Source organism: Ruegeria sp. YTSC230 (genome assembly GCF_059609665.1).
On the sequence record NZ_JBXWMC010000001.1, the window covers coordinates 504,893 to 526,756 of the forward strand.

The 21,864-nt window shown below is 56.1% G+C and carries 23 protein-coding genes; 8 read left to right on the top strand and 15 right to left on the bottom strand.

What is annotated here, in order from left to right:
• Nucleotides 1-11 precede the first annotated feature (11 nt).
• From ppk2 to guaA, 10 genes are all read right to left on the bottom strand, one after another.
• Nucleotides 12-881 (bottom strand): polyphosphate kinase 2, encoded by an 870-nt coding sequence (gene ppk2 / locus AC2FD9_RS02355; RefSeq protein WP_496835204.1) that lies wholly within the window; start codon nucleotides 879-881, stop codon nucleotides 12-14.
• Between the two features lie 49 nt (nucleotides 882-930).
• Nucleotides 931-1,923 (bottom strand): alpha/beta fold hydrolase, encoded by a 993-nt coding sequence (locus tag AC2FD9_RS02360; protein ID WP_496835205.1) that lies wholly within the window; start codon nucleotides 1,921-1,923, stop codon nucleotides 931-933.
• A complete protein-coding gene (gene metA / locus AC2FD9_RS02365; protein ID WP_496835207.1) occupies nucleotides 1,874-2,791 on the bottom strand; it encodes a homoserine O-acetyltransferase MetA in 918 nt (305 codons plus the stop codon). Before metA ends, AC2FD9_RS02360 begins: the two co-directional genes overlap by 50 nt.
• A gap of 39 nt (nucleotides 2,792-2,830) precedes the next feature.
• Nucleotides 2,831-3,703, bottom strand: a complete 873-nt coding sequence (locus tag AC2FD9_RS02370) for an ATPase (protein WP_496722546.1) — start codon at nucleotides 3,701-3,703, stop codon at nucleotides 2,831-2,833.
• Nucleotides 3,704-3,752: 49 nt separating this feature from the next.
• A complete protein-coding gene (locus AC2FD9_RS02375; protein ID WP_496835209.1) occupies nucleotides 3,753-4,649 on the bottom strand; it encodes a DMT family transporter in 897 nt (298 codons plus the stop codon).
• A 105-nt stretch (nucleotides 4,650-4,754) separates the two neighbouring features.
• Entirely contained in the window at nucleotides 4,755-5,882 is a 1,128-nt protein-coding gene (locus AC2FD9_RS02380; RefSeq protein ID WP_496835211.1) for an OmpP1/FadL family transporter, read from the bottom strand.
• 121 nt (nucleotides 5,883-6,003) lie between these two features.
• The gene (locus AC2FD9_RS02385) at nucleotides 6,004-6,909 is read right to left on the bottom strand and encodes a DMT family transporter (RefSeq protein ID WP_496835213.1); all 906 of its coding nucleotides are present in this window, start codon (nucleotides 6,907-6,909) and stop codon (nucleotides 6,004-6,006) included.
• Nucleotides 6,910-7,001: 92 nt separating this feature from the next.
• On the bottom strand, nucleotides 7,002-7,697 hold the full coding sequence (locus AC2FD9_RS02390; RefSeq protein ID WP_496760552.1) for an FkbM family methyltransferase: 696 nt from the start codon (nucleotides 7,695-7,697) through the stop codon (nucleotides 7,002-7,004).
• A 45-nt stretch (nucleotides 7,698-7,742) separates the two neighbouring features.
• Nucleotides 7,743-8,453: a hypothetical protein gene (locus AC2FD9_RS02395; RefSeq protein ID WP_496695299.1), complete on the bottom strand. Its 711-nt coding sequence runs from the start codon at nucleotides 8,451-8,453 to the stop codon at nucleotides 7,743-7,745.
• A gap of 66 nt (nucleotides 8,454-8,519) precedes the next feature.
• A complete protein-coding gene (gene guaA, locus AC2FD9_RS02400; RefSeq protein ID WP_496695301.1) occupies nucleotides 8,520-10,079 on the bottom strand; it encodes a glutamine-hydrolyzing GMP synthase in 1,560 nt (519 codons plus the stop codon).
• A 40-nt stretch (nucleotides 10,080-10,119) separates the two neighbouring features.
• Here guaA and AC2FD9_RS02405 point away from each other — a divergent pair, with 40 nt between their 5' ends.
• Nucleotides 10,120-10,611, top strand: coding sequence for a GNAT family N-acetyltransferase (locus tag AC2FD9_RS02405; protein WP_496835216.1), 492 nt, complete (start codon nucleotides 10,120-10,122; stop codon nucleotides 10,609-10,611).
• Between the two features lie 133 nt (nucleotides 10,612-10,744).
• Nucleotides 10,745-12,289, top strand: coding sequence for a trimethylamine methyltransferase family protein (locus tag AC2FD9_RS02410; RefSeq protein WP_058271464.1), 1,545 nt, complete (start codon nucleotides 10,745-10,747; stop codon nucleotides 12,287-12,289).
• Here the strand turns inward: AC2FD9_RS02410 and AC2FD9_RS02415 are convergent, their stop codons facing one another.
• Complete coding sequence (locus AC2FD9_RS02415; RefSeq protein ID WP_108859085.1) at nucleotides 12,290-12,589, bottom strand: DUF6477 family protein; 300 nt, start codon at nucleotides 12,587-12,589, stop codon at nucleotides 12,290-12,292.
• 240 nt (nucleotides 12,590-12,829) lie between these two features.
• Between AC2FD9_RS02415 and AC2FD9_RS02420 the strand changes: the two genes are divergently transcribed.
• Together AC2FD9_RS02420 and AC2FD9_RS02425 are read left to right on the top strand one after the other, a co-directional pair.
• Nucleotides 12,830-13,939 carry a DUF6456 domain-containing protein gene (locus tag AC2FD9_RS02420; RefSeq protein WP_496753851.1) on the top strand — a complete coding sequence of 370 codons (1,110 nt, stop codon included), beginning with the start codon at nucleotides 12,830-12,832 and terminating at the stop codon, nucleotides 13,937-13,939.
• A 52-nt stretch (nucleotides 13,940-13,991) separates the two neighbouring features.
• The gene (locus tag AC2FD9_RS02425) at nucleotides 13,992-14,915 is read left to right on the top strand and encodes a hydrogen peroxide-inducible genes activator (RefSeq protein WP_282168414.1); all 924 of its coding nucleotides are present in this window, start codon (nucleotides 13,992-13,994) and stop codon (nucleotides 14,913-14,915) included.
• Between the two features lie 47 nt (nucleotides 14,916-14,962).
• Here AC2FD9_RS02425 and AC2FD9_RS02430 read toward each other — a convergent pair whose 3' ends face one another.
• A complete protein-coding gene (locus AC2FD9_RS02430) occupies nucleotides 14,963-15,511 on the bottom strand; it encodes a peroxiredoxin (RefSeq protein ID WP_109311623.1) in 549 nt (182 codons plus the stop codon).
• Nucleotides 15,512-15,774: 263 nt separating this feature from the next.
• On the opposite strand from AC2FD9_RS02430, the gene lipA reads away from it, so the two are divergent.
• Nucleotides 15,775-16,725: a lipoyl synthase gene (gene lipA, locus AC2FD9_RS02435; RefSeq protein WP_282118570.1), complete on the top strand. Its 951-nt coding sequence runs from the start codon at nucleotides 15,775-15,777 to the stop codon at nucleotides 16,723-16,725.
• Nucleotides 16,722-17,864, top strand: a complete 1,143-nt coding sequence (locus AC2FD9_RS02440; protein ID WP_282118569.1) for an amidohydrolase — start codon at nucleotides 16,722-16,724, stop codon at nucleotides 17,862-17,864. Before lipA ends, AC2FD9_RS02440 begins: the two co-directional genes overlap by 4 nt.
• A gap of 4 nt (nucleotides 17,865-17,868) precedes the next feature.
• Here the strand turns inward: AC2FD9_RS02440 and AC2FD9_RS02445 are convergent, their stop codons facing one another.
• Together AC2FD9_RS02445 and hpt are read right to left on the bottom strand one after the other, a co-directional pair.
• Complete coding sequence (locus AC2FD9_RS02445; RefSeq protein WP_282118568.1) at nucleotides 17,869-18,228, bottom strand: hypothetical protein; 360 nt, start codon at nucleotides 18,226-18,228, stop codon at nucleotides 17,869-17,871.
• A gap of 131 nt (nucleotides 18,229-18,359) precedes the next feature.
• Nucleotides 18,360-18,902, bottom strand: coding sequence for a hypoxanthine phosphoribosyltransferase (gene hpt / locus AC2FD9_RS02450; RefSeq protein WP_058271886.1), 543 nt, complete (start codon nucleotides 18,900-18,902; stop codon nucleotides 18,360-18,362).
• A 71-nt stretch (nucleotides 18,903-18,973) separates the two neighbouring features.
• Between hpt and AC2FD9_RS02455 the strand changes: the two genes are divergently transcribed.
• Entirely contained in the window at nucleotides 18,974-19,420 is a 447-nt protein-coding gene (locus AC2FD9_RS02455) for a type II toxin-antitoxin system RatA family toxin (protein WP_282118567.1), read from the top strand.
• Nucleotides 19,421-19,457: 37 nt separating this feature from the next.
• A complete protein-coding gene (locus tag AC2FD9_RS02460) occupies nucleotides 19,458-20,753 on the top strand; it encodes an MmgE/PrpD family protein (protein ID WP_496835222.1) in 1,296 nt (431 codons plus the stop codon).
• Here AC2FD9_RS02460 and pyrC read toward each other — a convergent pair.
• Nucleotides 20,750-21,787 carry a dihydroorotase gene (gene pyrC, locus AC2FD9_RS02465; RefSeq protein WP_496835223.1) on the bottom strand — a complete coding sequence of 346 codons (1,038 nt, stop codon included), beginning with the start codon at nucleotides 21,785-21,787 and terminating at the stop codon, nucleotides 20,750-20,752. The genes AC2FD9_RS02460 and pyrC overlap by 4 nt on opposite strands.
• Between the last annotated feature and the right edge of the window lie 77 nt (nucleotides 21,788-21,864).

Consider the following 21,864-nt stretch of genomic DNA (forward strand, 5'->3'; position numbering starts at 1 on the left):
CGAAAATGTCATCACGCGTCCAACACCTCGGGTCCGCCGCAAATCAGTGGATCGATCTTGCCAATAGCCTTCTTGTCTTTTTCATCATAGTCCAACGCGTGCAAAACAGTTCGTATTGCCGCGATGCGGGCGCGTTTTTTGTCGTCTGAGCGAATGATGGTCCAAGGGCAAAGGTCTGAGTGACTGCGGGTCAGAGTTTCCGAGATCGATTGCGTGTACTCGTCCCATTTACCAAGCCCCGCAATGTCGATTGGGCTGAGTTTCCATTGCTTTAGCGGATCTGCCTCACGTGCCAGAAAGCGGTTCAGTTGCTCCGCGCGCCCGACGTTAAGCCAGAATTTGAACAGTTTGATCCCGTCATTCACCAGTCCGGTTTCAAGCGGCAGAACTTGCCTGAAAAAACGTTCGCGTTCTTCGGGTTCGCAAAAACCAAAGACGTTTTCGACCACACCGCGATTGTACCAGCTGCGGTCAAAGAACACGATTTCGCCTGCCGCAGGCAGGTGTTGAACGTATCGTTGGAAGTACCATTGGCTGCGTTCGGTATCAGAGGGTTTGCTGAGCGCCACGTTGCGGGCGCCGCGCGGATTTAGGTTCTCGCGAAAGCGTTTGATCGTACCACCTTTTCCGGCGGCATCGCGGCCTTCGAAAATGATAGCAACGCGATTGTCTGTTTCCCTGACCCAGGATTGCATTTTGACCAGTTCGATCTGCAGCAAATCCATCTCTTTGTCGTAATCCTTACGCTTCATGCGTTCTTCGTAAGGATATGTCGGGTTTAGAATGTCGTCTTTCTTTGCGTTTTCAATGGCTGATCGCACCTCTTTCGGGGCGTCCTTGCGGAAATACTTTTCAATGGAACCTTTTTCCGAACGGGCCATTAGCTACCTCGCCATAAAATCCATATCCTACTATGGATTAGCTGGCGGTTTAACGCAAACCCGCTCGCTCGGCCGCGCGGTCGATTGCTGAGGCAACCTCGGGGGCGGCCACAACCTGCGGCATGTGACCAATACCCGGAAGCTCGATCAGTTCCGCGTCGGGGATTTGGTCGACCAGTTGTTCTGCATGCCAGGCAAACTTGACAGTGGTGTCAGCCGTTCCGTGAACAACTTCGGTCGGTACGGAAATTTCCCCATAGCGGGGTTGCAGGGCGCGAACTTCGTCCAGCAGGTTGGCCCGTTGCTTGGCATTCGCATTCATCGAGGCGCGTCGCATCGTCAGGCCGGGGCCGAAATGCTGAGCATACCCTGCGGGTGCCTTCTGCGGGGCAAAGACTTTGTCCAGCGCTTGTTCCACGTACCATTCAGGGACAAACGCGGTGATCAGGGGCAGGGCCAGCGTATTGCCCGCCTCAGTCGACGCCAGCTTGTTGAAACCGTCCAGTGGCGTCTCCCACGGGATTGCAGCCGGTGCGATCAAAACAAGGGCAGAAATGTTGTCGGGCCGGGTGACCGCCCAAGCCAGCGATACGGACCCGCCATAGCTTTGCCCCGCAACAATAGGTTTTTCGGCTCCTAATTGGGCTGCAGCCTTTTGCAGGATTAACGCTTGTTCTTCAATGGTTTCGCCGTCCGAATTGAAGCTGTCGCTATAGCCCAGACCGGGTCGGTCGAATACGATCACACGGAAGTTCTCGGCCAAGATCGGTGCAAGAGAAAAAGTCATGTCACGGGTGTTACCGCTGGACCCGTGGATCAGAACCACATTGGGGCCGTCGCCCATGACCACCGCATGGACGGCGATACCGTCGACCATCACCATTTCACCCTCAGGAGGGAAAAGAGCCTCAGCCGCAGCTTCGTTCTGTGCTGCGCGCCAGACGGTCAGCAGGATCAGACCCGATAGAACGAGGCCAAGGAATATCAAAACTTTAATGACCAACGTCTTCCATGTTGAACGGTGTGGACTGGTAAATCTCATTGATCCAGTTGCCGTACAGCAGATGCGCATGGCTGCGCCATCGGTTTTGCGGCGGTTGTGATGGATCGTCGTCTGGATAGTAGTTCATCGGCACGTTGATGGGGGTCCCGTTCGAGACATCGCGATCATATTCCTGCTTCAACGTATCACTGTCATATTCGAAATGGTTAAAGATATAGATCGCACGATGCGAGGGGTCCTCGACCAGACAGGGGCCGACCTCATCGCTGCCCAACAATGTCGCCAGGCCAGGCGCGCTGTTGATCTCAGATTGGTTCATTGTGGTCCAGCGGCTGACAGGGATCACGCAATCATCAGAAAAACCGCGTAAAAACGGGGAAGAAGGAGCCAGATTCTGGTGCCGATAGCAACCAAACGCCTTGGCATCGAGCGCCTGTTTGTCGATGCCGTGGAAATGGTTGATCATCGCCATTCCACCCCAGCAAACGCCAAAGGTGGAATGGACGTTCGTCTGAGTCCATTCGAATACTTCGGTCATCTCGTCCCAATAGGTGACGTCATCGAACTCCAGATGCTCGATCGGCGCGCCCGTGATGATCAGGCCGTCGAATTTCTGATCCTTTACCTCTTGGAACGGTTGGTAGAACTCGGCCATGTGATCGGCGGCGGTGTTCCTGGTGCGATGTTCGGTCATGCGGATCAGCGACAGGTCGATCTGCAGAGGCGTGGCACCAATCAGACGCGCGAACTGGTTTTCGGTCTGAATCTTCTTGGGCATCAGATTCAGCAATCCGATCCGCAAGGGGCGGATGTCCTGACGCATTGCCTGATCCGCAGCCATGACCATGACGCCCTCTTTGGTGAGAACGTCGTAAGCGGGCAGGTCGGAAGGGATCTTGATCGGCATTAGGTGCAAGCCTTTGGAGTTACTGTGTAGAGGCGGTAATTAAGCCCGGTTTGTCCGGGTCTCAAGGGTGCGTTCGATCAACTCATCGAAATCACCCGCATCGCGGACCTTGTGCATGTCATCAGCGGTGACTGTGACACCCCAATTGTCCGCCATGGCCTGATAGCGCGGTTGGCGGTGGGCCAAGGCACGGGCATAGGTCCAGCGGATAAAGGCGTCCGGGTCGACGTCCTCGGGTGCGTAACCATGTTCGGTGAGGTATTCGTCCCAGACCCGGGTCAGAAACTCTGCCTGATAGGACATCGGCTTGGGGGCCTTATCGAAACGGCGGATCAGTTCTGCAGTGTGATCCTCATCGCCCTTAATCCAGATCATCAAGGTTTGGCGGGACAGCTCGGACAAGACATGATCAGCCGGGTCCTCAGGATCGACCCATTCGCAAATTGACCCGCCGGTATCACAGATGAAGTTCGGGTATTGATACAAACGCTTGGCGCGGTCGATGAAATACTCGGTGTCCAACAGGGCGTGGATCTCAGCAAGGCGGAACTGTTCCTGCCTACGACGATATTCAGTAAGCTCAAGCCCGCCGTGCGCCGGGTTGCCCGGTTTGCCCAGATAGGTCGCAACCGGTGTCAGGTTTTCGAACGAGATATTTGAGCCGATATAGATCGAATCCGACAGCAACAGGTCGCGCAGGAATGGAACTTTCATCGCCTCGGCCTTGGCGTTGTCGATGATGTATTCGCCCATGTACCGGGTGCCGATGCGATAGTCGATCGAGTAGTGGAACCAGTCCCCGGAATCGCGCAGCACGTTCGACACATAGGTCTTACCCAGCCCAGACATGCCGAAGAACAGCACTTTTTTCCGGGCCGCTTCGCGCCAGTCCTTTGCCGAGCTGTAGATCATTGTCCGCTGTCCCTTTTTCTGACCTAGCTAAAACGGGCAGGGGGCGGCGTCAATCACGTGAGCGGGACCAGTTCAGAATCAACAACCCGATCGCCAACACGGCAAAGCCCAAAAAGGCCTGCGGCGGTAAGGTTTCGTCGCGCACCAGTGTGCCTAAAACGATGGCGACTGGCGGTATGACAAGCGTTACTAACATCAGGTTTCCGGCCCCGGCCATGGCAAGAACGCGGTAGTACAGCAAGTACGCTCCGGCTGTTGCGATCAGGGCGTAATAGGCAATGGCCGCCCACGTGATCGCCGGCAAGTTCAAAACGGGAAGCCCGTCGACCACGAGGGAAACAGGCAAAATCAGAATGGTTGAGCCGGTCAGCATGCCAGCTGCGGCAACTATGGGAGACAAGCCAGACAACTTGATTCTGGCCCAGGCGCTGGCCAACGCGTAAGAAACTGTTCCTGCGATGATTGCCAGTTGGGCAACGCTTTGAAGGTTGAAAGTCGCGAAATTCTTGAGGCCAATTGCAATTGCTACACCCAGAAACCCCAGACCGACGCCCACACCACGAGCAAGGGTCAACCTCTCGTCCTTGAAAAACATAGCGGCGATCAGGACGCCGAAGACGGCGGTTGCTGCATTCAGGATCGAGGTCAGGCCAGTTTCGATGTAAAGCTGCCCCCAAGCCATAAGCGAGAATGGTATGGCATTGTTCAACAACCCCATCATCAAGAATGCGCCCCAGATACGCGGACTGGTGGGAACGCTCAGCTTTTTGACCCAGACAACGATCCACAGCGCCAGCATCGCCCAGAAAACGCGGTGCAGAACCGAGGTCATGACCGGGATCGTGTCCAATGCGACGCGGATCGCGATAAAGGATGCGCCCCAGATCACGCCCAGAAGTAAAAGTTCGGCCCAAGCCCTTGGAGAAAGGTGTTTTTGAGGTTCCATAGCCCGTTCTTGCATTCCCCAAGGCGATGTTCGACCCGAAACTTGCGCAAAGAAAAACCCCGCCGAATGTGGCGGGGTTGTTTGTAGTTGGTTCGGTAGGCGGGATCAGTTCAGCGTGTAAGTGAGCTGCAGGCCGACGCTCCATGCCGAGTTACCCGAGAATTCGCCACCTGTTGTGGTGGTCGCATCGCCGATATCGGTATAGCGGATGCCGCCAGAAATCTGCGCCTGCTCGAAAGTGTATGTACCACCTACGCCAAGGCTCCAGAAACCGTCGGTGGGGCCGAGGTTCGAAACAGTGGAACCCGAGGACGTTTCATAGCCCGCAGAGATCGCGCCGGAAAACTCTTCGGTGAACTTGTAGCCAAGACCCAGTGTGTAGGTGAATGTGTCGTCCGCGTAATCAACCAGGTTCTGTTGCGCAGCGGCGGTATAAACCGGCGGTGCCAGAACTGTCTGCGGCCAGTCAACCCAGCGGATCGAGCCGAACAGCAGCGTTTTAGGTGCCACACCGGTCTGGAAGTCCAGATTTACCGATTGAGGCGTCACAACTTCGGTTTCGGTCTGTGCGGTCACAAGCGGTGCGGGGACGGGCGGTGGTCTCCGGTTGATGGACTCTGTCGAGTCGAAATCGTGTGTGATTTTCGAGTTGTAGGTCAGTGCGACACGTGCCGCGATCTCGGGACGTTCCCATGCGACGCCTATGACGTAACCGAAGTCAACCTCAGAGCCGGATTCAAATTCGTAACCGGCAACAACCGGGACAGCAACGGTTGCCTTGGCTCGCTGCGCGCGAATCCCGCCGATTGCGCTGAAGCCGCCATCGAACTTGTAACGCACCAGGGCAGTAATCGCATCAACATCCGCTTTAGCGCGCAAAACGTCGGTGCGACCACCAAAAGCGGCCAAGGGGTTCTGCGACAAAGGATAGTTCGACGGGTACTCGACATCGGCACCGTACGGTTCATCATAGATGAGAGCAAAGTCCAACTGATCGGTAAACGAATGCTTGTATGCTAGGTGTGGTGTCCAGAAGCTTTTGGCGATGTTTCCGGAATCAACACCGTTCTGCTCACCGCTCACGTCGGGGTTTGCATAACCCAAACGGAACTGCACGACAGAACCTTCCTCAAACAGAATGTTGACGCCCTGGCCGCTGCGATCAAGACCGCCTGCGTAAGCACCGGTTGCGCCAACGCATACCGCACACGCCTGTAGAAGCGCTTTTTTCATTAGTTCCTCCCTCTAGGTCTCCTGGAGGTCAGCGCCTGTTGATATGTGGTGCGGACTGACCTGCATTGTGGTGCTCGTTATTTTCTTGAGCTTTACCTTATCGTCAACTGGTGACCGTGCGTTACTTGTGTTGAGTGTCGCGTAGAGGTGTTGCCAAACTGTTACGATTCTCGGCGTGAACGTTCAGGAAAATACCTACGAAAATTACCGCAGCGCCTAATAGGGTCCAGTGATCCAGCGGTTCGTGATACAGAACCATACCTATGACCGCGATTGTGGGCAGGCGCGCAAAGTCAAACGGCACCACAACGGTTGCCGGGGCAATCGCCAGCGCATTTGTGATGCAGTAATGCGCCAGCAGCCCGGCCAGTCCCACCAGTAACAAAAACGGAGCTGTGCTTGCCGAGGGCAGGGTGATTTGTCCGTCGATACCCGATGCGATCAGCCCCAGCACGGCTTGCATTACTGTCAGCCAGAACATGATGCATCCGATGCTGGCAAAACGAGTGAGGGACTTTGTTGATATCGTTGTTAAGGCAAAGAAAATAGCGGACATAGCAGCGGTCATCACACCTGCACTGAGAGGCACGGAGCCCGGCCGGGCGACCAGTAGAATTCCGGCAAATCCGATCAGCGCCGATAGCATGCGCACGGTCGTCAGGCGCTCTTTCAACAAAAGCGGAGACAGCAGGATGACCCAAATGGGTTGCGTGAATTCCAGCGCAAAAACCTGTGCCAGAGGAATGACACCGACTGCGTAGAACCACAGGTTCTGCCCGGTGAAATGCAGCACGTTGCGAACCCCATGCAATCCGATCCGTTCGGTCGAGACTTGTTGCCATTTGCGTGTCAGGGTCAGAATCAGGGCGACCACGCAAATTCCGACGAGGCTGCGGTAGAACATGATCTCGAACGTGTCATGGGTCACGCTCAGTTCACGGCCAGCGATTGCCATAGCTGAAAATGAGGCAATTGCCCCTGTCATCCAAAGTGCGGCTTTGACTAGATGACTCGGTGAGCGCGTCAAAACGGTAATACCTGAACACAACCGGGCGTGATGGCCAGACGCCGGCTCCGGTCGGGCAAATTCCGCGTTAGACGTAAGAGCATGGATTGAGCCTATCGGTTGTTGCGGAAAAGATAGTCCTGCTGGTTCAGGGCGGTTTCCAATTTGTAGCCAACGGAGCCCAGAAATCCCTGCAGTCGATCCAGGTCCCGGCACTCGATCAACATAAAATCAAAGCGAAACCGGTCATGATCAATCCCCTTCAGAACATTCAGTTCCGCCCCTTCGACATCCAGAGACAGCAGGTTTATTCTGCTGGGGGCTTCAGCCTCGATGAGAATTTCGTTGAGCGGGCGCGCGACCGCGCCGAAAGAGAAACTGACCTCGGTTTCTTTCATATGTAGCTGGGCATTCTTTAAATGCTCGCTTCGATCCGCAAGGGCTAATTCCTGTCCGACACTGACGCTCATCAGGTTTGCGTAAACCATCTCGATCAGACGATCGGGAAATCCGAATTCGACGCAGGCATTGCAAAAAACCTTGCTCCGACTTCCGCGTAGAGAGAAACATTTAAGGAAGTTATGCGGTGCCGGTTCGATCAGGACACCCTGCCATCCCCGCTCTTTCTCGAAATAGTAGGTGTTGGATTGCGTGACGCCGTCATTGGCCCCGAGTTCCACAAAGGAACCGTTGTCGAAATCCAGATAGGGCTCAAGCTTCTGATCCAGAGCGTTCAGCCCATAATATCTGGTATTTTGTGGGTTGAGATGCTTTGAAACCGAATTTCTGATCTTGTTGAGTATTTTCACAACGCCCATCCTATCGTGTGTCGGCGGCATCGCATCCGCAGCGTCCTAGCTGTCGTCGGCGCTCAGAATGCCCAGCCCACCTATAGGGGCCAAAGGTTTCTTTCTCGGCAGTTGCCGCGATGGATTGAGATAGGCCGATGTGGTCCATGTATAGGAATTTATCGGGCCGAAGCCGTTAAAATCGCATCTGTTCCAGCCTGTGGCCTCGTCCAGCAAGGCGATGCAGTCCGGGTGCCTGTCCGAATTGTCGAACACAATCATTGTCGGATCTATCCGTTTCTGCTGGAACTGTTCCCGAACAAATCTGGCGCAGGCGTTGCGATAGCGCCCATCGATGACGACGATATCGGCATTTCGTATTTCATCGCGTTCAACATATTGCGCTTCTTCCCGCTCGAAGAAATAGGTGAAATGCGGTTTGTCGGCGAGAGAAGCAGAAATCTTGTCAAACCAGCCTTTGTCGTTTTCGACCGACGTTACCTCTGCACCTGCATTCAGATAGTAGATCGAAGAGTTCCCGCTGCCATATTCCAGAACGCGAACGCCGTTCAGATCGAAGCTGTCCAGGTATTCGATGGCCGGATATGTGTACCACGGGATTTCACGGCCCTCACCATCGCGGCAGTCCCAGTTTTCTATGGAATTGTATTGGCCATAAGTTTCACCCAGAATCCGGTAGGTTTTGACCTGTTCCAGTGACGCTTTCGACGCACGTTTCAGGACCTTTCGCAATATCCAGAAATGGGTGTTCGTCATGAAGGCCCCTCGCTGATGAAAGTGGATTAAGTGTTCTCACCGCGCACAATTGACACAAACTGGCGTCTATTCCCACTCAATCGTGCCCGGAGGTTTCGAGGTGATGTCATAGGTACAGCGATTGATGCCCTTGACTTCGTTGATGATCCGCGTAGCCGTTTCGCCTAGGAATTCGTGGCTGAATGGATAATAGTCAGCCGTCATACCATCCACCGATGTCACCGCACGCAGGGCGCAAGCGTAGTCATAAGTGCGCCCGTCGCCCATGACGCCAACGGTGCGAACCGGTAGAATCGCGACAAAGGCTTGCCAGATTTCGTCATAAAGGCCGTGCTTGCGAATCTGGTCGATATAGACCGCATCCGCTTCGCGCAGGATGTCCAGCTTTTCGCGGGTGATCTCACCGGGGCAGCGAATCGCCAGACCGGGCCCGGGGAAGGGGTGACGACCGATAAAGCTCTGCGGCAGGCCCAACTCGCGACCCAGCGCGCGGACCTCGTCCTTGAACAGCTCGCGCAGCGGCTCGACCAGTTTCAGGCCCATCTTTTCGGGCAGGCCACCAACGTTGTGGTGCGATTTGATCGTGACCGAGGGGCCGCCCGAGAAGGACACCGATTCAATAACGTCTGGATACAGCGTGCCTTGCGCCAGAAACTCTGCACCATCGATGGTGTCAGCGTGTTTCTGGAACACGTCGATGAACAGCTTGCCTATGATCTTGCGCTTGGTCTCGGGGTCGCTTTGACCTTCGAGTTCACCAAGGAACAGATCGCTTTCGTTCGCGTGGATCAGTTGGATGTTGTAATTATCGCGGAACATGCCGACGACTTCTTCGGCCTCGTTCTTGCGAAGCAAGCCATGGTCCACGAATACACAGGTCAGCTGATCGCCGATTGCCTCGTGGATCAGGATCGCCGCGACCGAGCTGTCGACACCACCGGACAGACCGCAAATGACCTTTTTGTCGCCGACCTGCTCGCGGATCTTTTCGATCATTTGTTCGCGATAGGCACCCATGGTCCAATCGCCCTTGAACCCGGCAAGTTTGACGAAATTCTCATACAGTTTTGCACCCTTGGGTGTGTGGTGCACTTCGGGGTGGAACTGAACCGCATAGAAGTGACGGTTGCTGTCCGCTGTAATCGCGAAAGGTGCGTTGGGGGAGGTGCCGTAAACGGTGAAACCGGGCGCGATTTCGCTGACATGGTCGCCGTGGCTCATCCAGACTTGTTCATCGCCATCGGTGAACCAGCCGTCCAGAATATCCAGCTTTTGGTTGGGGGTCACAAACGCACGCCCAAACTCGGCCGTGCCATGTCCGCTTTCAACCTTACCGCCCAGCTGGTGCATCATCACCTGCTGGCCGTAGCAGATGCCAAGGATTGGAACGCCGTAATCAAAGATCTCTTGCGGTACACGGGGCGAACCCTCACGTGTCACACTGTCAGGACCACCCGAGAATATCACGGCCTTAGGGGCCATTTCCCGCACAAAGTCCATTGTGACTTTTTGATAAGGGTGGATTTCGCAATAGACATTCAGCTCGCGCAGGCGGCGCGCAATGAGCTGCGTAACCTGGCTGCCGAAGTCGATGATCAGAAGGCGGTCATGGGTGTCTTGGGTCATGGTTGGCTATTAGGTCGCAAGCCTTGCATGTGCAAGCGCTATGACGTCATTTGTGCAATTGTGCCTCAGGTTAATACAGAAAGAGCGCGAGATGCCCGAGATCATACTACGCAGCGCAAGTGCCGCTGATACCGAAGCCGTCACAACCTGTATTGCAGCGGCCTATGCGGATGCACTTCGCGATATTCCTGATCTGCCCGATGTCACGGACGGCGTTGGCGACGACATCGTCGCGCATCAGGCTTGGGTTGCCACGCAGGATGAAGACATCGTCGGGTTTATTGTTTTTGACCAGGTCGATTCTGCGGTGATGATCTTTAACCTTGCCGTATCGCCAAAGGCACAAGGGGCAGGGTTGGCGAGGCGGTTGATCGTATTAGCTGAACAAGAAGCCAAGGGAACCGGCACCGCTAAGCTCAGGTTGCGAACGCATAAATTGATGCGAGCGACAGTCTCCATGTACCACTACTTGGGCTGGCACGAGAAAGAGGTGAGCGGCAAGACCATCCTGATGGAGAAGGAACTTGAGTGATCAGAGCAAGTGCCTGACGGTTTTGGTTTATGCAGATGTCGCTTTTCCCCCTATAGCGCCGTAAATTAGATGCATTGCCCCAAATGCTTGCTGTAACAAACTGATCAAACCAACCAATAGACGGGATCTTCTCATGGCAGAGGCAAACACCCGGCGTCGGGCAAGAGGTGGCGGTGGCGCCGCCCGCCGGGCCGAACGTACCGCGGTTCGCATCGAAACGGCGAAATACATCGAACGGAATATTCCGAACTTCGAGGTTCTCAACGAAGAAGCGTTGGAAATCATCGAAACCAATGCGGAAACCATTCTGGCCGAAGTCGGCGTGAACTTTGTCGACAACCCAGCCGCGTTGCAGCGCTGGAAAGATGTTGGCGCCGATGTCGATGGTGAACGCGTCCGCATTCCGCGCGGTTTGGCGCGTCAGCTGATCAAAACCGCGCCCAGCGAATTCACGCAGCATGCCCGTAACCCCGAGAAATCGGTTGTCATCGGTGGCCGCAATCTGGTTCTGGCCCCGGTGTACGGCCCGCCCTTTGTGCGGGACGCGCAAGGTGGCCGTCGCTATGCAAACATGGAAGATTTCAACAAGTTCGTGAAACTGGCGTATATGTCCAAGTGGTTGCACCATTCGGGCGGGACCGTGTGCGAGCCGACAGATATTCCGGTGAACAAGCGTCACCTGGACATGCTGATGGCGCACATGACCTTGTCGGACAAGCCGTTCATGGGCTCGGTCACCGATCCCAGCCGCGCGCAGGATTCGGTTGAGATGTGTGAGATTCTGTTCGGCAAAGAGTTCGTTCAGGAAAACACAGTGATGACCTCGCTGACCAACATCAACTCGCCGATGACCTTCGACGACGTGATGATGGGCGCGCTGGAAGTTTATGCGAAGAACAATCAGGCCTGCATCATCTCGCCCTTTATCGTGGGTGGTGCGATGGCGCCGGTTTCGATTGCAGGGACATTAACGCAGGTTCTGGCCGAAGTTCTGGCTGGTGTCGCGTATAGCCAGATCATCCGTCCGGGTGCGCCAGCGATTTTCGGTGCCTTTGTGTCATCGATCGATATGAACTCTGGCGCGCCGACATTTGGTACGCCCGAGGCTTCGATGGTTACCTACGGTGCGGGCCAGCTGGCGCGACGTCTGAACCTGCCGTTCCGCTCGGCCGGGTCGTTCTGCGGCTCGAAATTGCCTGATGCACAGGCGGCTTATGAGACCGCAAACTCGTTGAACATGGGGCTGATGGCTGGCGTGAACTTCATGCTGCATTCCTGCGGCTGGCTTGAAGGCGGTCTTGTTGCAGACTTCGAAAAGTTCGTCATGGATGCCGACCAGTTGGGCGTTCTGCACGGTCTGGCCAAGGGCGTGGCCTATGATGAAAACGCGCAGGCGATGGATGCGATCCGCGAAGTTGGCCCGGGCGGTCACTATCTGGGCTGTGCCCATACGCAGGCGAATTTTAAAGAAGCGTTCTGGAAGTCCGAGGTCCTGGATTACAAACCCTTTGAGACCTGGGAAGACGAAGGCGGGCGCGACACACGCCAATTGGCCACGTCGCGGGTCGAGCATCTGCTGGCCAATTACCAGCAACCGCAACTCGACCCCGCCGTCAACGAAGCATTGAACGCATACGTGGCGGAAAAGAAAGCATCCATGCCGGATGCCTTCACCTGATCATTGATATTGCGCGGCGCGACTGGCTTTGAACAGTTGCGCCTCGCCCAACAGCGCGATCAGCAGGTCCAAGTGGCGGACCAGCGAATAGGCGGCGTCTTCGGCCAGTCTTTGGGCGTTTACCTCTCGTTCCAATTCCAACAGACGAACCAATGCAGACCCTGTGCCGGGCAGTGATCCGTATCCCAGAACACGTTGAAGATGCCGGTCCCGATCATACTCCTGCGCCCCAATTTTTGCGGCCCGAGCCAACAGGCGTGGGCGGCGGAGCGTTGTAATCATGGTCATCAGGTCCTGCATTTCGTTGATCCCTTGGTTGAACAGAAGATAGCCATTTGTCACACAACTTAAGCGAGTGTTGCCTTGTGTGGGTTCCCTCCGAACTCTGACTTCATGAGTGTTTATGATTTTGAATCAAATCTGGTTGTTGTCTGTCCCGGTTAACGAACGAGTAACGAAAGCGGCTCTAGTTAGAATTGGTTAACACATTCACCGGGGGCGATTGAGAACCGATTGTTTTGTCGACGAGGGCAAGTAACTATGCAAGAAAACATGGCTTTCACCATTCCGGCGTGGGTGCCTGAAGGGGCGCAGAGATACCTGGCGCATACCGAAACCGGTCAATCGATCCGCGACATCGCGCGATCCGTGGGGTGCCATGCGTCAACCATACTCAGACAGATCCGACGTATTGAAATGCGCCGGGACGATCCATTGGTGGATGCTGCTCTGCAAGCGCTGGCAGAGGACCATTTCACGGATCAACAGGGGCGTGCTGGGTCCCTGAACGAGCCTTTGGGGATTCAGGCCAACGATGCAGCAAGCAAGGACGATGAGTTTAACCGCGAAGCTCTTAGAATACTGCGACGCCTTTGCGAAACCGGCGCGGTTCTGGCTGTGGCGGAAGAGATGGACAAGGCTGTGGTCGTTCGGGACACCGGCGACAGCGGGACCGCAAGAACTGCGGTCGTCGATTGCACGATTGCGCAAGCGCTGGCTCTGAATGATTGGATATCCTGCGATAATCCCGGACGTATTTCCCGGTATCGCATCTCTTCCGCTGGGCGGTCGGCCTTAAGCCAACTGATCGCCGAGGCCGAGAACAAAGCCCGCGCCAGAAACGAGTTCGGCATGGCCGAGGCGCAATCGCCGTTTCAACCGCATGGCGAACAAAGACAGGACAGGTCCCCGCACAGTGCCAGACGTATTCGGTACAGTGCCGCCGAAAGCCCGCTGATCGCGTTGGCGCGCAGGCGGGACAAGGACGGGAAGCCCTTTCTCGACGAAACTCTGGTCGGCGCTGGCGAACGGCTGCGCGAAGACTTTGAACTGTCGCAGATCGGCCCGCAGGTTGCCCAGAACTGGGATCACTTTCTAACGGCCGGGGGGCGGGGAAGTTTCGCAAATGGAACGTATGCAGGCCAGGGATCGACAGACGCGCGCGCTCGGGTTGAACGTGCCCTGTCGGATCTGGGGCCGGGGCTAAGCGACGTGGCACTGCGGTGCTGTTGCTATCTTGAGGGGCTCGAATTAGCCGAAAAACGCATGGGGTGGTCGGCGCGTTCCGGGAAGATCGTGTTGCGCATCGCCCTGCAACGTCTAAAGCGCCATTACGAAGATCAAGCAGAGAAAACTCGCCTGATTGGGTAGAAATTCCATAATTCGCAGTTGAGGTTTCAGGGGGTAGTGATAGGAATTGCCTATGAATTTTACCCTCAGACAGCTTCAGTATTTCAATGCGGTGGCAGATCAGCGCAATTTTGGTCGTGCGGCGCAGGTCTGCCATGTCTCACAACCCGCGCTGTCGGTTCAAATCAAAGCGTTAGAAGAGACCTTGGGCGGGCCGCTGTTCGAACGTCAGGCCCGCGACATACTGCTGACGCCGTTGGGGCGCGACGTGCTGGACTACGCCCGTCAGGTGCTAGGCGCGGCAGACAGGCTGGACCAGTTCGCAAAGGATCATTCCGTTGGGCATCGGTCTTTGGCGATTGGAATCATCCCGACAATTGCGCCTTATCTTTTGCCTGGAGTGCTTGCCGGGCTGCGCACAGCCGATGTCTCCTTGCGAGTGCAGATCCGCGAGGCACGGACCGAGCGCTTGCTGGCCATGCTGCGGGCCGGGGAAATCGATGCCGGTGTGATGGCCTTGCCGGCCGGTGGAAGCGAATTGTTCGAATTGCCGCTTTTCGAGGATCGCTTTCTGCTTGCCGGAAGCGCGGGGCGGCTTGGGACAGTACACTCAGACCCGGATGCCTTGCGCCCGGTGGATCTGCAGACTGCGCAGTTGATGTTGCTGGATGACGGGCATTGCCTGACGGATCAGGCGCTTGAGGTCTGTGGTCAGGACAGGAGCAGCGGTTTGATCAATATGGGGGCGTCCTCATTGGCGACTCTGTCGCGACTGGTTGCCGAAGGGTTTGGTCTGACACTCATGCCTGAACTCGCGGCGCGCTCGGAAACCGAAGCTGTTCCGGGGCTCAAGCTCATGCGGTTCGGGGCACCGCAGCCTGCGCGGACGGTGGGGTTGGTCCGGCGCCTTTCGACGGGACATGAAGACTGGTTCGACAGTCTTGCGGAAGTCATCCGGCGTGTTGGCGATGATATCGTAACCGCGACCCGCCATTAAAAAAGGCCCGCCAGAGGCGAGCCTTTGATACGTCAGCCTGACAATTGTTATGCCAGTGCCGGTTCTTTGGCTTCTTCCAGGTGCTTCATCAGGGTTTCCGGGGACGAAACGCCATAGGGATCTTCCGGGCAGTTGTCCATCAGGCCAGGCTCTTCGAACCAAGCTTCGACCACGCCATCGGTTACGATGGCAGCGTAGCGCCACGAACGCATGCCAAAGCCCAAGTTTTCCTTGTCGACCAGCATGCCCATTTTGCGGGTAAATTCGCCCGAACCATCAGGGATGACCTTGACGTTTTTCAGGCCCTGATCCTGTGCCCATTTGTTCATGACAAAGCTGTCATTCACGGACATGCAGTAGATTTCATCGATGCCCTTGGCAGTGAAATCGGCATACCCGTTTTCGAAACCGGGCAGTTGAAAGGTAGAGCATGTGGGTGTGAACGCACCGGGCAGGGAAAACAGGATGACGCGCTTGCCTGCGAAGTAATCCGCGGTTGTTTTGTCTTCCCAACGGAACGGGTTGGATCCTTCGATTGCCTCGTCGCGGACGCGGGTATGGAAGGTAACGGAAGGCAGTTTTGCGCCGGTTTTCATCTACGGGCTCCTGTGATTCACATTAGAATTAATGGTGACTTAAAACAGTTCTAAACCGCCTTCAACGCCAGAAATGCTGCAATTGCGATATATCTTTAGGTGGCTGTAAACGAAAGTTAATCTGCCTAGAGTGTTTGAAGTGTCGGGCTTTTTTCTGCGAGTGCAAACGTACCGTGCATGGCGGGTATGCCCGGGTGGCATAGTCTGCGTGGGCGTATTATGTTAGGGCAAAGAAAATTGACCCAAAGTCAGGAAAGCCAGCCGTGCGTGATCTGAAGATCCCAGAACAACGTCATCCCGAAAAAGCGCATCGTCCAGACAATGCGCAGCCCAAAAAGCCCAAGTGGATACGCGTCAAAGCACCCGGCGGTAAGGGTTATGCCGAGACGCACAAGATCATGCGTGAGAATAATCTGGTCACTGTCTGTGAAGAGGCCGGATGCCCGAATGTCGGCGAATGCTGGAGCCAGGGTCACGCCACGATGATGATCATGGGCGAGATCTGCACGCGCGGCTGTACCTTCTGTAACATTGCAACGGGTCGTCCTGACTCGTTGGATGCATTTGAACCAGGGCGCGTGGCACATGCGGTCGAAAAGCTGGGTTTGAACCACGTCGTGATCACATCTGTTGACCGCGATGATCTGAAGGACGGCGGTGCCGATCATTTCGCGCAGACGATACGCGCGGTGCGGCACCGGTCGCCTAAGACGACGATTGAAATCCTGACACCAGATTTCCTGAAATGTGATTCTTCCGTTCTTGAGACTGTCGTCGAGGCCAAGCCGGATGTGTTCAACCACAATCTGGAAACCGTACCCGGCCTGTACCTCGAAGTGCGTCCCGGTGCGCGTTATTTCCACTCGTTGCGGCTGTTGCAGCGTGTCAAAGAGCTGGACCCGTCTATTTTCACCAAATCGGGAATCATGGTTGGATTGGGTGAGAATGAGCAAGAAGTTCGGCAGGTCATGGATGACATGCGCGCCGCCGATATCGACTTTCTAACCATCGGTCAGTATCTGCAGCCCACGCCCAAACACCATGGTGTGGATCGGTTCGTGACGCCGGAAGAATTCGCATCATATGAAAAGGCAGCTTATGGAAAAGGGTTCCTGATGGTGTCCGCGACGCCTCTGACCCGGTCGTCTTACCACGCGGGGGATGACTTTTCCCGGTTGCGTGAGGCTCGCCAGAAAAAGCTGGAACAGGGGTGACACCCGAAGCGCACGCGCGGCTGACACGCCTGCGCCACGACCTGCATCAATATCCCGAACTTTCCGGGGACGAGCGTGAGACTGCTGCCCGTATGACAGAGCTTTTGCGGGGATTCGGTGCGGACCGTGTGCTTACCGGATTGGGGGGGCATGGCGTTGCCGCGGTTTTTGACAGTGGGCAGGCTGGGCCAACCGTAGGTATCCGGTGCGAATTGGATGGGCTGCCGATTCAAGAACTTGGCACGCACCCCTATGTGTCGAAGGTTCCGGGCAAAGGGCATCTGTGTGGCCATGATGGGCACATGGCGATGGTGCTTGGCGTTGCCGAAGACTTGGCACGCCACCGCCCCCAAAAGGGTCGGGTGGTATTGATCTTTCAACCGGCTGAGGAAACCGGGCAGGGCGCTATCGCCTTTCGCGCGGACCCTCAATTCGCGAAGATCGCGCCGGACTACGTGTTCTCTCTGCACAACCTGCCGGGATTGGAACTCGGCGCCGTTGAGTTGTGTCAGGGTTCGGCTAACTGCGCCTCGCGCGGGATGAAGATCATCCTGACCGGCAAGACATCCCATGCGGCTGCGCCTCAGGATGGGGTTTCCCCAGCTCGGGCAATGTCTGAATTGATGTTGCAACTGGCAGGTTTGGGCGCGGGCGGCGCGTTGGATGCCGATTTTGCGCTGACAACTGTGACGCATGCCCGTTTGGGAGAGCCGACTTTCGGCGTCGCTCCGGGGCAGGCCGAGATCTGGGTAACCTTGCGCACCGTTTCAGATGCCCGGATGCAGACGCTGATGACCGAGGCCGAGGCGCTGGCGCGCCGCGCCGCATCCGCCGACAGTCTGGAGTTTGAGATCACCTATGACGATGTCTTCGAGGCCTGCGTCAATCACCGCGACGCGGTGAGCATCATCGCAACGGCCTGCGCCGAGCGTGGAGTAGCGTGCCATTCAACAGAGACGCCGCAAAAGTTCTCAGAAGATTTCGGGCAATTTGGGAAAGGCGCGAAAACGGCTATGTTCTGGCTGGGGTCGGGGCAGGATCATCCGCAATTGCATAACCCTGACTATGATTTCCCAGACGCACTTATCCCGGTAGGAGTAGACGTATTTGTTGCCGCAATTCGATCACTTAATGGCTGAAACTTCAGTTTACGAGATCGCTCACTATTCCAACGGCATCAATGACTGTCTTAGTGTCATCTGATATCGACAGGATTTCGTCATCCACGCGAATATATCGCTGACCGGCGGGTAGGGGCTTCAACTTCCAGCCGTCCAGGTCATCAAGATAATCAAAATTCAGATCGTTAGGGAGTTTCTGACCTCGCGTATAACGCTTGATCTGTCCGGGCGGTACACCAACGCCATTATTGGTCTTTATCGACTTTTCGATTTTCGACTTGTCTGGGCCTTTCCCTTTGCCCTTGTTGTCTTTTGCGTCCGCAAGACCAACCGTTGCGGCGACGGCGCAAGTCGCCAGAAGCCCAATAGACATTACTTTCATAAGCAGAATCCTCCCAAGATGGTCGGAGGGTAATCTGTTGTTGAGGGCGTTGTCCAATGGTATTCAATTAAGTGAATGAAAGGGTGCGCAGCTACTATGACTATTGGAATCTGGGTTTGTTTTTGCCCCTCTCAGTCTTCGACAAAACGAACCTTACCAATAAACGGCAGGTTGCGATTGCGCTGCGCGTAGTCGATCCCGTAACCCACAACGAATTCGTCTGGAATTTCAAAGCCGATCCAATCGGAACGGAAATCGACCTCGCGCCGGCTGGGTTTGTCCAGCAAGGCAATGGACTTAAGTCGGCTTGGCTTGCGGCTGCGCAACAGTTTTGTGACGTGGTTCAGCGTGTGGCCGGTGTCGACAATATCCTCAACAGCCAAAACATCGCGCCCTTCAATCGCGCCACGTAAGTCTTTAAGAATACGTACTTCCCGGCTGCTTTCCATCGCGTCTCCATACGAGGATACTTCGAGGAAATCGACTTCGATCGGCAGGTCCAGCTCGCGCACCAGATCCGCGATGAAGACGAAACTGCCGCGCAGTAGGCCGACCACGATCAGCTTGTCGGTATCTCCGAATTCTGCCGTGATTTCGCGGCATAATTCCTCGATTCGGGCTGCAATCGCCTTGGCCGAGATCATCGTATCTATCACATATGCGCGGTCGCTCATCGCTGCCCCCTTGATCTTTGGCGCGCAACATACGACATGACGCGCCATTGTCACCTGAAAAACCGGACGCCATGCCTACTCATTCGGAAACACGTCACCTTCCTTACACTGCTCAGCAGATGTACGAGCTGGTCGCGGACGTGGCAAAGTATCCCGAGTTTCTGCCGTGGTGCGCAGCCGCCCGCATTCGTCGGACCTATGCGGCGGGTGAGGCGCAGGTCATGGAAGCGGATCTGGTGATCTCGTTCAAAGTGTTCCGCGAACGGTTTGGTAGCCGGGTGACATTGTTTGCCGATCAGAGAAGAATCGACACCGAATATCTGGACGGCCCATTCAAATACATGAAATCCGACTGGCAGTTCGCTGACGCCGATGATGGCGGATGCAACATCACTTTCCACGTGGATTTCGAATTCAAGAACGCCATTCTGCAAGGGATCATCGGTGTGGTCTTCAACGAGGCCATGCATCGGATCGTTCAGGCCTTTGAGACCCGTGCGAAGGACTTATACAGCTAGGTCTTTACCCCGGGTTGGCGGTCGTTAGACTGCGCCCATGACCGAATTTACCACTTCACTGGCAGCCTTCGCGGCGGGGCCCATCACGACGACTTTGCAGACGCGGGTCGTTACGTCTCTTTCTGTTTTGGACTGGATTGCTGTCGGGCGTGCCGGAGTTGATGAGCCTGTTTCCCGGACAGTGCGCGACCTTGTGCTTGGCGAGGGGGGGGCGGAACAAGCGCGCCTTTTTGGTGGAGGAGGGGCGCCCCTGCGCGGTGCTGCATGGGTAAATGGTACCGTGTCGCATGCCCTGGATTATGACGACACGCATTTCGCCCATATCGGGCATCCATCGGTTGCCGTCCTTCCGGCGGCGCTGGCCATAAGCGAGTGGGACGACCGTATTCTGGTCGATTTCCTTGAGGCCGCGCTGGTTGGGATGGAGACGTCCATTCGGATCGGCCTCTGGCTGGGGCGCGATCACTATCAGGCGGGCTTTCACCAGACAGCAACGTCTGGCGCGTTTGGTGCAGCTGTCGCTGCAGGGCGCATACTGGGATTCGACGTCGAACAGATGCGAAAAGTTCTGGGCCTGACGGCGACTCGGGCGGCCGGTCTAAAGGCGCAATTCGGAACGATGGGTAAGCCTTATAACGCGGGTCTGGCGGCCTCTGCCGGGGTTGAGGCAGCTTTGTTGGTGGCATCGGGATTCGATCCCAATTCAGACGCGCTGGAAGGGTCTTATGGATTTGGCGCGACACATAAAGGACAATCAGACATTGCAGCCTCATTGGATGGGCTGGGTGCGGAATGGCTTTTTGAAAGCGTCAGTCACAAGTTTCATGCCTGTTGCCACGGATTGCACGCCGCGCTTGAGGCTGCACGCGACCTGGATATCGCCGAACCGGAAGTCGCCGAGATCAAGATCAAGACGCATCCAAGGTGGATGAGTGTCTGCAACCAGACTTCCCCGACAACTGGCCTTGGTGCCAAGTTCTCATATCGGACGGTGCTTGCGATGCAGGCTCTTGGCTATGATACGGCCCTGCCGGGCAGCTATTCGGACAAGACATGCGCCGACCCGCGACTGGTATCCTTGCGGGACCGAGTCTCTGTCGAAGCGGATGACAGTTTGTCAGAAACGCAGGCGCAGCTGACCTTGTTGCGCCGGGATGGGGCAAGGCGCGAGGCCACGCATGACCTGTTGGCCCCGATGACCCTGTCGGACCGTGAGGACCGCGTGCGCGGCAAAGCCAACAAGCTGATTGGAGCAGAGGACGCGGACGCGATCTGGTCGATGCTTCGCACCGGAGGCCGCGTCCGCGATTTGTCTGCTTTGCTGGCGGGTTAAGTCACGCGCCAGTGTAGCGGGAAACCCGGTTCAAACACTGTGACCGGACCATCTTCGCAGTCGATCTTGTCCGGGTATTCCACCGGTTCGCCTTTGGTCAGGGTGATGGTTTCCTCATTCACCGGAAGGCGATAGAAGGCCGGGCCGTTCAGAGACACAAAGCCTTCCAGCTTATCCAAAGCGCCCTCGCGGTCAAACATCTCGGCCACAAGTGACATTGTATTGGTCGCCGTGAAACATCCCGCACACCCGCAGGCCATTTCCTTGTTGGCGTCGGTGTGGGGTGCGCTGTCAGTACCCAGGAAATACCGCGCATCGCCCGAGGTTGCAGCCGCCAGCAGAGCCAGTCGATGTTCTTCACGCTTGGCGACAGGCAGGCAATAGTAATGCGGCTTGATTCCACCAACGAGGATATGGTTGCGGTTGATAATCAGGTGGTGTGCCGTGATCGTTGCACCCAGATCCTTGTTATTGGATTTGACGTAATCGACACCGTTTGCGGTCGTGATGTGCTCCATCACCACACGCAGTCCGGGAGTGGCCTTGCGGATCGGATCCAGAACACGGTCGATGAATACAGCTTCGCGGTCAAAAATGTCGATCTCGGCGTCGGTGACCTCACCATGTACGCACAAGGGCAGGCCAATCTCGGCCATCTTCTCCAGCACCGGACGCACTTTGTCGAAATCCTGCACGCCTGAGGCAGAGTTGGTCGTTGCGCCCGCCGGGTACAGTTTGACCGCTTTGACCAGACCGCTGGCATTGGCTGCTGCCATATCATCGGGGTCCGTATCCTCGGTCAGGTACAGGGTCATCAACGGCTCGAACGTCATGCCTTCAGGCAGCGCGGCCAATATGCGGTCGCGATAGGCGGCGGCCTGATCGCCGCGCACGACGGGCGGCACAAGGTTCGGCATGATGATCGCGCGGGCAAAATGACGCGCGGTTTCGGGCAGGACGGCCTGCAACATCGCGCCATCGCGCAGGTGCAGATGCCAGTCGTCGGGGCGGCGGATCGTGAGGGTATCGGTCATGGCCTTCCGCTAGCACAGCGGACCCGGCGGTGAAAGACCTTCAATTCGGTCCCAGACCTTGTCAACTTGTCCGATCG

Bases quoted from the DNA above. Each gene is read 5' to 3' on its own strand.
- ppk2 (WP_496835204.1), bottom strand. From the start codon at position 881: ATGGCCCGTTCGGAAAAAGGTTCCATTGAAAAGTATTTCCGCAAGGAC.
- AC2FD9_RS02360 (WP_496835205.1), bottom strand. From the start codon at position 1,923: ATGAGATTTACCAGTCCACACCGTTCAACATGGAAGACGTTGGTCATT.
- metA (WP_496835207.1), bottom strand. From the start codon at position 2,791: ATGCCGATCAAGATCCCTTCCGACCTGCCCGCTTACGACGTTCTCACC.
- AC2FD9_RS02370 (WP_496722546.1), bottom strand. From the start codon at position 3,703: ATGATCTACAGCTCGGCAAAGGACTGGCGCGAAGCGGCCCGGAAAAAA.
- AC2FD9_RS02375 (WP_496835209.1), bottom strand. From the start codon at position 4,649: ATGGAACCTCAAAAACACCTTTCTCCAAGGGCTTGGGCCGAACTTTTA.
- AC2FD9_RS02380 (WP_496835211.1), bottom strand. From the start codon at position 5,882: ATGAAAAAAGCGCTTCTACAGGCGTGTGCGGTATGCGTTGGCGCAACC.
- AC2FD9_RS02395 (WP_496695299.1), bottom strand. From the start codon at position 8,453: ATGACGAACACCCATTTCTGGATATTGCGAAAGGTCCTGAAACGTGCG.
- guaA (WP_496695301.1), bottom strand. From the start codon at position 10,079: ATGACCCAAGACACCCATGACCGCCTTCTGATCATCGACTTCGGCAGC.
- AC2FD9_RS02405 (WP_496835216.1), top strand. From the start codon at position 10,120: ATGACGTCATTTGTGCAATTGTGCCTCAGGTTAATACAGAAAGAGCGC.
- AC2FD9_RS02410 (WP_058271464.1), top strand. From the start codon at position 10,745: ATGGCAGAGGCAAACACCCGGCGTCGGGCAAGAGGTGGCGGTGGCGCC.
- AC2FD9_RS02415 (WP_108859085.1), bottom strand. From the start codon at position 12,589: ATGCAGGACCTGATGACCATGATTACAACGCTCCGCCGCCCACGCCTG.
- AC2FD9_RS02420 (WP_496753851.1), top strand. From the start codon at position 12,830: ATGCAAGAAAACATGGCTTTCACCATTCCGGCGTGGGTGCCTGAAGGG.
- AC2FD9_RS02425 (WP_282168414.1), top strand. From the start codon at position 13,992: ATGAATTTTACCCTCAGACAGCTTCAGTATTTCAATGCGGTGGCAGAT.
- AC2FD9_RS02430 (WP_109311623.1), bottom strand. From the start codon at position 15,511: ATGAAAACCGGCGCAAAACTGCCTTCCGTTACCTTCCATACCCGCGTC.
- AC2FD9_RS02445 (WP_282118568.1), bottom strand. From the start codon at position 18,228: ATGAAAGTAATGTCTATTGGGCTTCTGGCGACTTGCGCCGTCGCCGCA.
- hpt (WP_058271886.1), bottom strand. From the start codon at position 18,902: ATGAGCGACCGCGCATATGTGATAGATACGATGATCTCGGCCAAGGCG.
- AC2FD9_RS02455 (WP_282118567.1), top strand. From the start codon at position 18,974: ATGCCTACTCATTCGGAAACACGTCACCTTCCTTACACTGCTCAGCAG.
- AC2FD9_RS02460 (WP_496835222.1), top strand. From the start codon at position 19,458: ATGACCGAATTTACCACTTCACTGGCAGCCTTCGCGGCGGGGCCCATC.
- pyrC (WP_496835223.1), bottom strand. From the start codon at position 21,787: ATGACCGATACCCTCACGATCCGCCGCCCCGACGACTGGCATCTGCAC.